The sequence below is a fragment of the Nonomuraea sp. NPDC050394 genome, assembly GCF_044459065.1.
Classification (GTDB): domain Bacteria; phylum Actinomycetota; class Actinomycetes; order Streptosporangiales; family Streptosporangiaceae; genus Nonomuraea.
In genome coordinates, this window is the sequence record NZ_JBITIO010000003.1 from 928,670 (window position 1) to 941,251 (window position 12,582).

A 12,582-nucleotide genomic window follows, 5' to 3' on the forward strand; every position below is an offset into this window, starting at 1 on the left:
GCTACTTGGTCAGCAGCGAGCGGAGCACGTACTGCATGATGCCGCCGTGCCGGTAGTAGTCGGCCTCGCCGGGGGTGTCGATGCGGACGACCGCGTCGAACTCGACGTCGCCGGCCTTCACGTGCACGGTCTGCGGGATGCCGCCGTCGTTGAGCGCCACGACGCCGGTGATCTCGAAGGTCTCCTCGCCGGTGAGCCCCAGGGACGCGGCCGAGGCGCCCTCCGGGTACTGCAGCGGCAGAACGCCCATGCCGATCAGGTTCGAGCGGTGGATGCGCTCGTAGGACTCGGCGATGACGGCGCGGACGCCGAGCAGCGCGGTGCCCTTGGCAGCCCAGTCACGCGAGGAGCCGGAGCCGTACTCCTTGCCCGCGAGGACGACCAGCGGCGTGCCGCCGGCGGCGTAGTTGACGGAGGCGTCGTAGATGAACGACACCGGCGCGCCGGCCTGGGTGAAGTCGCGGGTGTAGCCGCCCTCGGTGCCGGGGGCGATCTGGTTGCGCAGGCGGATGTTGGCGAACGTGCCGCGGATCATGACCTCGTGGTTGCCGCGGCGCGAGCCGTAGGAGTTGAAGTCCTTGACCGCGACGCCGTGCTCGTCGAGGTACTGCGCGGCCGGGGTGCCGACCTTGATCGCGCCGGCGGGCGAGATGTGGTCGGTGGTGACCGAGTCGCCCACCTTGACCAGCACGCGGGCGCCGGAGATGTCGGTGACCGGCTCCGGCTTGACCGGCATGCCCTCGAAGTAGGGGGCCTTGCGGACGTAGGTGGAGTCCGGGTCCCACTCGAAGGTGTTGCCGGTGGGGATCGGCAGCGAACGCCACGTGTCGTCGCCCTTGAAGACGTCGGCGTAGTCGCGCTCGAACATCTCGCGGCCGATCGAGGAGTTGACGACGTCCGCGATCTCCTCGGGCGAGGGCCAGATGTCCTTGAGGAAGACCGGCTCACCGTCGTTGCCGACGCCGAGCGGCTCGTTGTTGAGGTCGATGTCCATCGTGCCCGCGAGCGCGTAGGCGACCACCAGCGGCGGCGAGGCCAGGTAGTTCATCTTCACGTCGGGGTTGATGCGGCCCTCGAAGTTGCGGTTGCCGGACAGCACCGCGGTGACGGCCAGGTCGTTGTCCTGGACCGCCTGGGAGATCTCGGGGATCAGCGGGCCCGAGTTGCCGATGCAGGTGGTGCAGCCGTAGCCGACCAGGTTGAAACCGATCTTGTCGAGGTACGGCTGCAGCCCCGACCGCTCGAAGTACCCGGTGACGACCTGCGAGCCGGGAGCCAGCGAGGTCTTGACCCACGGCTTGCGGTTCAGGCCCTTGTCGACCGCGTTGCGGGCCAGCAGCGCGGCGCCCAGCATCACGTAAGGGTTGGAGGTGTTGGTGCAGCTGGTGATCGCGGCGATGGTGACGATGCCGTGGTCGATCTCGAACGTGGTGCCGTCGGCCAGCGTCACCGGGCACGGCTTGTGCGGCCGGCCGTTCGCGCTCTGCGCGGGCGGGTCGGAGGCCGGGAAGCTCTCCTTGCCGGCCTCGTCGTCGGCGACGAAGTTGGCGACGTCGTGGCGCCAGGTGTCCTTGGCGGCCGACAGGGCGATGCGGTCCTGCGGGCGCTTCGGCCCGGCGATCGACGGGACGACCGTGGCCAGGTCGAGCTCGATGTACTCGGAGAACTCGGGCTCGGCGCCGTCCGGGTCGAGCCAGAGGCCCTGGGCCTTGGCGTAGGCCTCGACGAGCGCGATCTGCTCCTCGGAGCGGCCGGTGAGGCGCAGGTAGTTGGTGGTCTGGCCGTCGATCGGGAAGATGGCGCAGGTGGAGCCGAACTCGGGGCTCATGTTGCCGATCGTGGCCCGGTCGGCCAGCGGCACGGAGGAGACGCCGTCGCCGTAGAACTCGACGAACTTGCCGACCACGCCGTGCTTGCGCAGGATCTCGGTGATCGTCAGCACCAGGTCGGTCGCGGTGGCGCCGGCGGGGAGCTTGCCGCTGAGCTTGAAGCCCACGACGCGCGGGATCAGCATGGAGATCGGCTGGCCGAGCATCGCGGCCTCGGCCTCGATGCCGCCGACGCCCCAGCCGAGGACGCCGATGCCGTTCTCCATCGTGGTGTGGGAGTCGGTGCCCACGCACGTGTCAGGGTAGGCCTTGCCGTCGCGGGTCATCACCACGCGGGCCAAGTGCTCGATGTTGACCTGGTGCACGATGCCGGTGCCGGGCGGGACGACCTTGAACTCGTCGAAGGCCGTCTGGCCCCAGCGCAGGAACTGGTAGCGCTCGCGGTTGCGCTCGTACTCGCGCTCGACGTTGCGCTGGAAGGCGTCGGGGTGACCGAAGAAGTCGACGATGACGGAGTGGTCGATGACCATCTCGGCCGGGGCCAGCGGGTTGATCTTCGTCGCGTCCCCGCCGAGCTCGCGTACGGCCTCGCGCATCGTGGCCAGGTCGACGACACAGGGCACGCCGGTGAAGTCCTGCATGATCACGCGGGCCGGCGTGAACTGGATCTCGACGCTCGGCGCGGCCTTCGGGTCCCATCCGCCCAGGGCGCGGATGTGGTCGGCGGTGATGTTGGCGCCGTCCTCGGTGCGGAGGAGGTTCTCCAGCAGGATCTTCAGGCTGTACGGCAGGCGCGCCGAGCCCTCGACGGCGTCCAGCCGGAAAATCTCATACGACGCGTCGCCGACGCGTAGCGTGTCACGGCTGCCGAAGCTGTTCGCGGACACGGTGAATCGCCTCCTCGGTGGACCAAATACTCAGTCAAATCCTGCCGCACCCGGGGACCGGACAAGACGTTAGGTAACCCTAACCCGCAGGTTGCAGCGGATATCTCGACATCAAGATATCCCTAAAGTATCTCGACATCAAGTTAAACCGCGCTCACAGGGGCGCGAGCCGCCAGAACAACAGCCCGACGATCGCCACCGACAACACCGGCGCCAAGATCTTCTGCTCGAACTTCTTGCCCGTCTTGATCCCGATCTTCCACGGCAGCACCCACCGCGCCGCCAGCGGCCACAGCACCGGGCACCCCCTCTCGGTCATGCAGTCACCCACCACGTGGATGAAGCACCCGATCCCCACCGCCAGCCCCAGCCACGCGTACCCGACCCCGAGCGACATGAACACGACGAACAACCCCGCGGTCAGGCCGATGTTCACCATCGCGGAGCCGGTCTTGTTGCCGGGGATGCCGATGCCGATGGCACGCAGGGCCAGGCCGATCAGCAGGACGACCATGATGTCGCGCCCGATCGGATAGGTGCTGGCCAGCCAGTGCGCCCCGAACCCCACCGCCACCGCGAACGCCAGCGAGTGCGTCATCCCCCGGTGCCCGCCGCTGATCCACGCGACCACCTTCGACAACGCCCACGTCACCGGCCCGAACGTCTGCGCGATGGTCGCGCTCGGGTGGTCGAGGTCGGGCAGCATCGCCGCCCCCGCGCACACCAGCGCCCCGGCGATGAGCTCGGAGGGCGTCAGCGCACTGGCCATGATCCCGGTCTCGATGAACCGGCTCGACTCGTTCAGCAACGGCAGCGCCGCGAACGCGGGCGCCAGTCCGAGCCACGCGATCGCTCCGGTCATCGCGTGCGAATGCCCCATCATGCGAAGATCACAAAGAGTTACTGTAATGCAAAATCCCGCCCCTGCGGAGGTATCCCCAAGGCCACTGGCACTTCAGAAAGGCCGCCAGAACCGGCGAAACCGCCTCGTGCCATCCCCGCGCCCGCCGTACACCCTGACGCCCGCTCCACCCACCTCGGGCCCGGCACGCCGGACGCAGGACCAATTCACATGAGCCCTGTTCACATTTCCGGAATCTTGGGGTTACTTGTGAGTATCACTCACGACTGCCGGAGGTACCCCCCGATGCGCTTACCCCTGGCCCTGCTGGCGGCACTGACCGTGCTCGTCACACCGGCCCAAGCCCAGGCGAGCACCGCCAGCCCCCTCCCGCCCCACCTGGAGACCATCCGCAAGGCCGAGGCGATCAAGCTCTACGGCGACGACGCCATCCGCCCGCTGCCCCAGCGCAAGACCTCCCTCGCCACGCTCGGCGACAGCGAGATCTCCGGCGAGGGCGCCGTGGACCGCTCTCTCTACGAACCCGGCACCGACGGCCCCGACAACTGGTGCCACCGCTCGACCAAGGCGGCGGTGCACGTCACGCGGATCCCCGCCGACGTCACCTACAACCTGTCCTGCTCCGGCGGCGCGACCAACGACATCACCATCGGCGGCACCCACCAGTACGAGGAGCTCAACCAGGGCGAGAACCTGTCGATCAAGGCCCGCAACACCCGGATCAAGATGATCACCGTGGTCGCCGGCGCCAACGACGACGGCGGGCCCGAGTTCGGCCCCACCATGACCGACTGCGTCACCCGGCGGGTCCTCTTCCAGGGCAACTGCTGGCCGAACCAGGACCCGACCTGGCAGCAGCGCGTCGACTTCATCGTCCCGCGCGTGGCCAAGGCGCTGACCGACGTCAAGCAGATCATGGCCGAGGCCGGGTACGCCCCCGGCGACTACCAGCTCGTCGCCATGTCCTACCCGGGCCCGGCCAGCCCCGACGTCGAGGACAACCCGAACTTCCCCGGCTGGTACAACGGCGGCTGCCTCGGCTACCTGTCCGACCTGGCCTTCGCCCGCAACAAGGCGGTCCCGATCTTCGAGCAGGGCATCCGCGCCGCCGCCCGGCAGGCCGGCGCGCGCTACCTGGACGCCAGCCGCCTCTTCCACGGCACCGAGCCCTGCCAGGACACCACCTGGGTGACCGGCCTGCACGCGGTCAACGGCGACTTCTTCAACCCGAACGCGGTCCGGCAGTCGTTCCATCCGAACTCCTCCGGGCACGCGGCGTTCGGCGCCTGCCTGACCCAGTTCTACAACGCCGGCACCACCGCGGCCACCTGCATGAACCCGGCCGGCTCGCTGAGCCCGCGGCTCTACGCGGGGCTGCCGGAGTTCAAGCAGCTCAGGCATGCGGCGACCGGAACCTGCGTGGACGTGGAGGGCAATTCCTCGCGCAACGGCCGCAAGCTGCTCAACTGGCCGTGCGAGGCCACCAGGAACCAGGCGTTCTGGTACGACCCGTCCACCCAGGCCGTCCACTCCCAGCTCTCGCAGGACCGGTGCGCCGACATCAACGGCGGCAACCTGGTGGCCGGCACCGCCGTACAGGTGTGGAACTGCAACGCGAGCCCGGCACAGCGCTGGACCTTCGACGGCGCGCGCCTGCACGCGGCGGGAGCGCCGTCGCTGTGCGCCACCTTCCCGGGTACGGCCCGCGCCCTCGGCGACGGCATGGTCCTGGCCCCGTGCGACGGCGGCGACCAGCGCCAGGTGTTCACCTGGGAGGCCAAGACCGCGGTCGTCTACCAGCAGCTGAAACTGTCGGGCAAGTGCCTGGACGTGCCGGGGACCAAGCCGGCCGGCGGCGCGAACCTGCTGCTGTACTCCTGCGACGGCAGGGCCGACCAGTTCTGGGGGTTCAACACGGTCTCCGGGCAGCTGCACAACCTGGCCGACCCCGGCCTGTGCGCCGACGTCGAGGGCGGCACGATGGCCCAGGGCCAGCCGGTGCAGGTGGCGAACTGCTCGGCGGCGATCGGCCAGTACTCGGACTCGATGCGCTGGAACCTGTCCGGCGGCGGCCACGCCTCCCGCAAGGACCCGACATGGCTGATCGGCGCGGCGGGCTCGGCCGACAACACGCCGGTGACCTTGCAGAGGACGGGAACCTGGACCCCGGGTGAGAGCCGCCGGCCCGACCCGTGGAAGTTCATGACCGTCGACATCTACTGAAACTTGCTGAAAACGCAGACGAGGTCGTTTCCAGCGGCGACAGCACCCCCCAGCCCTGCCGACGCGGAACGACCTCGTCTGCTCTAGATAACGGCCGTCTTTCCCGTGCTGTTCCCGGATTCCGCAACTTTTTCGTGATCTGTCTCACTCTCGGCCAGTGCGGCCGGGGTGACCGCCCGGAAGAAGGGCACCACGATCACCAGAGCGAACGCGGCGAACACCGCGAAGGCCACCCGGACCCCGGCGAACTGGGCGACGAGTCCCGCCACGAGGGAGGCGACCGGCATCGCCCCGTAGCCCAGCATGCGCCCGGCCGAGGTGTAGCGGCCGAGCAGCCGGTCCGGCACGATGCGCTGCGCGATCGTGCGGGAGTTGACCGTCCACAGCGTGCCGCCCATGCCGCCGACGAAGGCCGTGACGCCGACCGCCCACGCCACGGGCAGCACGGCCGGGACGAGCACCATGAGGAAGGTCCCGGCCAGGTCGGCGAACAGGGCCCAGCGCACGCCCAGCAGCCGGTTGATCAATGCGACCGTCAGCGCCCCGGCGAGGCCGCCGAGCCCGATGGCGCTGATGAGCAGGCCATACCCGGCCGCGTCGAGCCGGAGTTCCTGGATCGCGTAGATCGGCAGCAGCGCCAGCCAGGCCGCCCAGCTCGCGCCGAGCACGGTGACGGCCAGGTTGAGCGTGCGCAGGAGCCGGTGGTTCCACAGGAAGGCGAGCCCTTCGCGGATCTCGCCGCTGACCGACGTCCGGCCGGACTCGGGTGCCGATGCGGCGCGGAAGCGGCCGACGAGCAGCGCGAGCAGGACGGCGCCCAGCGCGAAGCCGATTCCCGCGGAGCCGAGTGCCACCGACAGGCCGATCCCGACCAGCAGGCCGCCGACCGCGGGACCGGCGAACTCGTTCATCAGCGTCTCGGCCCCGGCGATCCAGGCGTTGGCGCGGGTCAGCCGCTTGGCCGGTACGGCCGCGGGCACCAGGGCGCCGATCGCCGCGCTGGCGACCACCTCGGCGACGCCCAGCGTGAGACCGGTGGCGTACAGGAGGGGGATGGACCGCCAATCGGCCATCGCCGCGGCGAGCAGGACCGCGACGGCGCCGAGCCGGACCAGGTTGGCCACGACGGCCAGCCGCCGCCGGTCGCCGCGGTCGGCGAGGACGCCCGCGTGCAGCGAGACCAGCAGCCACGGCAGTGTCAGCGTCACGCCCACGCCGGTGATCAGCGCCGGTGAGGAGGTCAGCCCCACGGCGGCCATCGGCAGGGCGATCCGGCCGATGCCGTCGGCCAGGTTCGTGACCGCGGTGAACCCGACCAGGGCGCCTTCGTTTCTCATTCCAACCACCTATCGCATTAGAAGGTTAGATCTTAACCGTCTAGGTGATTAGATGGAAGGCATGATGGAGCCGTCTCCCGCGACCCTGCTCATCGAGGCGTTCGCGAACACGATCGACGTCGAAGAGGGCACCGACCTGCTGTCAGAACCGGGCGGGCTGCGGAGCTGGCTGGCCGCCCACGACCTGCCCGGCAGCGTGGACGAGCGCGCCTTCCGGCAGGCCAGGCTGCTGCGGGCGGGACTCAGGGAACGGCTGCTCGCCAACAACGGCGGGCAGCCGGACGGGCAGGCCATCACGAAGGCCGAGGAGGTACTCGCCTACCTGCCGGTGACGGTGAGCCTCAGCGCCGAGGCGCCGCTGCGGGCGGAGGGACCGCTGGCGGCCATCGCCGCCGCCTGGGCGCACACCGCCGCCACCGGCGAATGGCAGCGGCTGAAGAGGTGTCCGAACCACGCCTGCGCCTGGGTTTTCTGGGACGGGACGCGTAGCCGTACCCGGAGATGGTGCTCGATGCGGGTGTGCGGAAACCGGGCGAAGGTGCGCGCGCACGCGGAACGGCAGCGGACGACGTAGGCTTGTCATCGAGCGGTTGTCGATATATCTTTGAAGCATCGACAGCATTCGACGATAGGAGCAAGACATGTCTTCCGCACAAGCGTCAGGTGGCCCTTGGCCCCACGCACACGAGTTCAAGCGCGCCGCCCGTGAGGCGATCAGGAACCTCTCCGAGGCCTTCGAGCAGAGCGCCGAGCACCACCACCGCCATCGGGGCGGCGGCGGTCCGCACGAGCACCGAGGCCGCGGCAGGCGCGGCGGTCCCGGCCCGTTCGGCTTCGGTCCCGGTGGCCCCTGGGGCCAGGGCGGTCCCTTCGGCGGAGGTCGCGGCGGCTGGGGAGGCTGGGGCGGCCGGCCCCGCAAGGCCAAGCGCGGCGACGTCCGATCCGCCATCCTCGCCCTTCTGGCCGAGGAGCCCCGCAACGGCTACCAGATCATCCAGGAGATCGCCGAGCGCAGCGAGGGCGGCTGGAAGCCCAGCCCCGGCGCCGTGTACCCGGCGCTCCAGCAGCTCACGGACGAGGGCCTGGTCGTCGCCGACGAGAGCGAGGGCCGCAAGACCTTCCGCCTCACCGAGGCGGGAACCGCCTACATCGAGGCGCACGCCGACGAGGTACGCGCCCCGTGGGACGAGATGCGCCCGGACATCGACGACAACACTGCAGATTTGTGGGATATTGCCCGCCAATCCGCCTTCGCCATGATGCAGGTATTGCAGACTGGCAGTGAGGCGCAGATCCGCGAGGCCCGCAAGGTCCTCACGGAGACGCGCCGCAAGCTCTACCAGATCCTGGCAGACGGCGACCCTGGCGAGGAGTGACCTGAGTGGACGCGCACGACCTCCGGATCGGCGATGCCGAGCGTGAGCGGACGATGGCCTCCCTGCGCGAGCACTTCGCGCAGGGCCGCCTGAACCATGAGGAGCTCGACGAGCGACTCGACCGCACGCTGGCCGCCCGCACCGCACGCGACCTGACCGCGATCACCGCGGACCTCCCCTCCTCGGAGTACGGCTACGCGCCGCCCCCTCCGGTCAGGGAGGGCGCCTGGGACGACCGGCACGCCTACCAGGAAATGATGCGGGCCCACCGTCACCAGATGCGCGAGGCGCGTCACCAGATGCACGACGCGCACCGGCAGTGGCACGACATGCGCCACAAGATGCGGCACCAGGGCCACGCCCGCCACCATCACGGACCGGGGCCGATCGTGCCGTTCCTGGTGGTGTTCGGGATCGTCGCCATGATCGTGGGCGGCTTCGGGGCACTGAAGTTCGTGCTGCTCTTCGCGATCGGCGCGATGATCTTCAGCTCCATCCGCCGCGCGGCCATCCGCCGGTCCCTACGCTGACACGCCGGGCTCACCGCCCGGCGCCAGCGACTCCCTCAGCCTGCGCAGCTCGGCCGCGATCGCGTCGAGGGTCCAGTGCGCGTTCAGCCCGCTCGGGTTGGGCAGCACCCACACGGGCGTGTCCGCGATCTTCCGCTCCTGCGCCCCCATCGTCGCCTTGGGTACGGCGAAGGCCGTGCGAAAGGCCGACACCCCGAGCACGGCCAGCATTCTGGGCCGGTGTTCACTCAGCAGCGCCGCCAGCCGTACACCCCCCTGCGCGAGCTCGGCCCGCGACAGCTCGGCGGCCTTCGCGCTCGCCCGGGGCACGATGTTGGTGATCCCCAGCCCATAGGACGGCAGCAGGTGCTGCTCGGCCGGCGCCAGCAGGCGCGGCGTGAACCCCGACAGGTGCAGCGCGGGCCAGAACCGGTTGCCCGGCCGGGCGAAGTGATGCCCGGTGGCCTCCGACATGAGCCCGGGGTTGATGCCGCAGAAGAGCACATCGAGATGGGGGCCGAGCACGTCGTCGATCACAGCGGCGAGATTAGCCCATGTCTTCGAGCTTGCGGCCCTTGGTCTCCTTGACCCACTTGGCGACGAAGAGGAAGGACAGGACGGCGAACGCGGCGTACATCGCGTAGGTGAACGGCAGGTTCCACTCCGACAGCGCCGGGAACGAGACCGTGATCAGCCAGTTCGCGATCCACTGGGCCGCGGCGGCGACGCCGAGGGCGGCGGCGCGGATCCTGTTCGGGAACATCTCCCCCAGCAGCACCCAGACCACCACGCCCCAGGACAGGGCGAAGAACAGCACGAACACGTTGGCGGCGACCAGCGCGATCGTGCCCTGCGGGTTCGGCAGCGTGACCGCGCCGTTGACCGTCTGGGCCGCGCTGAACGCCCACGCCGCCGTGCCCAGCGAGATCGCCATGCCCGCCGAGCCGATCAGCAGCAGCGGCCGGCGGCCGATCCGGTCGACCAGCGAGATGGCGATGAACGTGCCGATGATGTTGATGACGGAGCTGGAGAAGCTGATCAGCAGCGAGTTGCTCTGGTCGATGCCGACCGACTGCCAGAGCACCGAGGAGTAGTAGAAGATCACGTTGATGCCGACGAACTGCTGGAACACCGACAGGATGATGCCGATCCAGACGATCGGCAGCAGGCCGAGCGCCCGGCCGCGCAGGTCCTTCATCGTCGGGCGGGCCTCGGTCTTCAGCGAGTGCTGGATCTCGGCCACGCGGGCGTCCAGGTCGATGTCCGGGCCCTCGACCTCGGCCAGCACCTTCCGCGCCACCGTCGAGCGCCCGGCCGCGATCAGGTAGCGCGGCGACTCGGGGATGGTGGAGGCGAACAACAGGTACAGCAGCGCCGGCACCACACACGCGCCCAGCATCCACTGCCACGCCTGCAGGCCCCACAGCGGGTTGTTCACGTCGCCGCCCGCCACCCGCGCCAGCAGGTAGTTGACCAGTTGCGACACCGCGATGCCGAGCACGATCGCCAGTTGCTGGAACGACCCGAGACGCCCCCGGTAGGCGGGCGGCGCCACCTCCGCGATGTACGTCGGCCCGAGCACCGAGGCCATGCCGATCGCCACACCGGCCAGCACCCGCCAGAACGCCAGGTCCCAGATCGCGAACGGCAGCATCTGGCCGATCGAGCTGATCGCGAACAGCGCCGCGGCGACCTGCATGGTGCGGGTCCTGCCCCACCGGTCGGCCAGCCCGCCGCCGACCCACGCGCCGATGGCGGAGCCGAGCAGCGCGATCGCCACCACGAAGCCGGTCTCGACCGAGCCGACCTGGAAGTGTTTCTGGATGCCGGTGACGGCGCCGTTGATGACGGAGCTGTCGTAGCCGAACAGGAAGCCGCCGATGGCGGCCGCGGCCGTGATGAAGACGACGTGCCCCAGGTTCTCCTGCTGCGACTGCGGTGTGGCCATGTTTCCGGACGTACCCGGAGATTGATCAATAAACGGCTCCACTTAGGCAAAGAGAGGGAGCTGTGGTGTGGGACCGGCCGAAACAGGAGCGGACTTGGCCCAATGAGAAAGAGGGAAAATGGCGCTTATATCGGGCTAAGTCTGGCGATTAATGTACCTGCATGTCACGGATCGTCCCGCCTCCCGGGCCTGCCAGGACCCTCGCGCTGGCGCAGCTCACCAACTCCCTCGGCGACGGCGCCTTCTACGCCTCCTCCGCGCTGTTCTTCACCCGGGTCGTCGGGCTCTCGGCCGCGCAGGTCGGCGTGGCGCTGACCGTGGCATGGGCGTGCGGCATGCTGGCCGGGGTACCGCTGGGACACGTGGCCGACCGGTGGGGGCCGCGGCGTACCGCCGTCGTGCTCGCGGTGGCGACCGCGCTGGCCCTCAGCGCCTTCCTGGTCGTGCGCGCCTACCCGCTGTTCATCCTCGTGGCCTGCCTGTACGCCTGCTGCCAGGGCGGGCTCACCTCCGCCCGGCAGGCGCTGCTGGCCGGGCTGGTGCCTCCGGAGGAGCGCACCGCCGTCCGCGCCCACCTGCAGTCGACGCTGAACGCCGGGCTCGCGGTGGGTGCCGGAATCGGCGGGCTGGCGCTCTCCTTCGACACCGCGCCCGCCTACCTGGCCGTCTTCGCCCTGGACGCCGTCGCCTTCCTGCTGGCCGCGCTCATGCTGCTCCGCCTGCCCGAGGTGCCGCCCGTCCCCGCCGCCCCGGCCGGAACCCACGCGCCGCGCCCGCCCGAGACCCGCGCACCGCGCCCGCCCGGGACCCGCGCGCCGCGCCTGGCCGTCCTGCGCGACCGCCCCTACGCGCTGATCACCTTCCTCAACGCGATCATGTACCTGAACATGCCGCTGCTCAGCCTCGGCCTGCCGCTCTGGATCGTCGAACGCACCGACGCCCCCAAACCCGTCGCCGCCGCGCTGCTCGTGGTCAACATGCTCTCGGTCGTGATCTTCCAGGTACGGGTGGCCCGCCAGGTCACCGACCTGCCCAGCGCCGCCAAGGTGGGCGCCCGGTCCGGCTGGGTCTTCCTGGCCGCCTGCCTCGTGTACGCGGTGTCCGGCGCCCACCTCGGCCCGTGGGCGGCGGTGGCGGTGCTGGTGGCCGCCGCCCTCGTCCAGGTGTTCGGCGAGATGATGCAGGGCGCCGCCGCCTGGGAACTCGGCTTCGGCCTGGCCCCGGCCGACAAGCAGGGCCAGTACCAGGGCTTCTTCGGCATGGGCCCGCAGATCGCCCGCATGCTGGGACCGGTGCTCATGACCACGCTGCTGATCGGCTGGGGCACGGCGGGCTGGCTCGTCCTGGGCGGCCTGTTCCTCACCGCCGGCCTGGCCCTGGGCCCCGCCGTCCGCCACGCCCAGCGCACCCGCGAACCCCTCACCACCCACCCCTGACTCACACCCACAGACTCCGGCACCCCTGACCCCGCAGTGAGGGTCAGGCCTCCGGGGGTCCGGAAGTCCGGGGTCCCGAGGTCCGGAAGTCCGGGGTCCCGAGGTCCGGAAGTCCGGGGTCCCGAGGTCCGGAAGTCCGGGGTCCCGAGGTCCGGAAGTCCGGGGTCCCGAGGTC

10 protein-coding genes are annotated in these 12,582 nt (G+C 70.1%); 5 read left to right on the forward strand and 5 right to left on the reverse strand.

The features are described from left to right. Window position 1 precedes the first annotated feature (1 nt). The gene (gene acnA / locus ACIBKY_RS17300) at window positions 2-2,716 is read right to left on the reverse strand and encodes an aconitate hydratase AcnA (protein ID WP_397097629.1); all 2,715 of its coding nucleotides are present in this window, start codon (window positions 2,714-2,716) and stop codon (window positions 2-4) included. A 154-nt stretch (window positions 2,717-2,870) separates the two neighbouring features. Then, complete coding sequence (locus ACIBKY_RS17305; protein WP_397097630.1) at window positions 2,871-3,599, reverse strand: metal-dependent hydrolase; 729 nt, start codon at window positions 3,597-3,599, stop codon at window positions 2,871-2,873. A 264-nt stretch (window positions 3,600-3,863) separates the two neighbouring features. Between ACIBKY_RS17305 and ACIBKY_RS17310 the strand changes: the two genes are divergently transcribed. Further along, window positions 3,864-5,801, forward strand: a complete 1,938-nt coding sequence (locus ACIBKY_RS17310) for a ricin-type beta-trefoil lectin domain protein (RefSeq protein ID WP_397097631.1) — start codon at window positions 3,864-3,866, stop codon at window positions 5,799-5,801. 83 nt (window positions 5,802-5,884) lie between these two features. Here the strand turns inward: ACIBKY_RS17310 and ACIBKY_RS17315 are convergent, their stop codons facing one another. Continuing rightward, entirely contained in the window at window positions 5,885-7,138 is a 1,254-nt protein-coding gene (locus ACIBKY_RS17315) for an MFS transporter (RefSeq protein ID WP_397097632.1), read from the reverse strand. Between the two features lie 52 nt (window positions 7,139-7,190). On the opposite strand from ACIBKY_RS17315, the gene ACIBKY_RS17320 reads away from it, so the two are divergent. The 3 genes from ACIBKY_RS17320 (at window position 7,191) to ACIBKY_RS17330 (ending at window position 9,044) form a co-directional block, all read left to right on the forward strand. Continuing rightward, entirely contained in the window at window positions 7,191-7,712 is a 522-nt protein-coding gene (locus tag ACIBKY_RS17320) for a CGNR zinc finger domain-containing protein (protein WP_397097633.1), read from the forward strand. 67 nt (window positions 7,713-7,779) lie between these two features. Beyond that, entirely contained in the window at window positions 7,780-8,514 is a 735-nt protein-coding gene (locus ACIBKY_RS17325; RefSeq protein ID WP_397097634.1) for a PadR family transcriptional regulator, read from the forward strand. A 5-nt stretch (window positions 8,515-8,519) separates the two neighbouring features. Next, complete coding sequence (locus tag ACIBKY_RS17330) at window positions 8,520-9,044, forward strand: DUF1707 domain-containing protein (RefSeq protein ID WP_397097635.1); 525 nt, start codon at window positions 8,520-8,522, stop codon at window positions 9,042-9,044. Here ACIBKY_RS17330 and mug read toward each other — a convergent pair. After that, window positions 9,036-9,560, reverse strand: a complete 525-nt coding sequence (mug, locus tag ACIBKY_RS17335) for a G/U mismatch-specific DNA glycosylase (RefSeq protein ID WP_397097636.1) — start codon at window positions 9,558-9,560, stop codon at window positions 9,036-9,038. The genes ACIBKY_RS17330 and mug overlap by 9 nt on opposite strands. A 10-nt stretch (window positions 9,561-9,570) precedes the next feature. Next, the gene (locus tag ACIBKY_RS17340; RefSeq protein ID WP_397097637.1) at window positions 9,571-10,971 is read right to left on the reverse strand and encodes a sugar porter family MFS transporter; all 1,401 of its coding nucleotides are present in this window, start codon (window positions 10,969-10,971) and stop codon (window positions 9,571-9,573) included. Window positions 10,972-11,132: 161 nt separating this feature from the next. On the opposite strand from ACIBKY_RS17340, the gene ACIBKY_RS17345 reads away from it, so the two are divergent. Then, window positions 11,133-12,407, forward strand: a complete 1,275-nt coding sequence (locus ACIBKY_RS17345; RefSeq protein ID WP_397097638.1) for an MFS transporter — start codon at window positions 11,133-11,135, stop codon at window positions 12,405-12,407. Window positions 12,408-12,582: the final 175 nt, after the last annotated feature.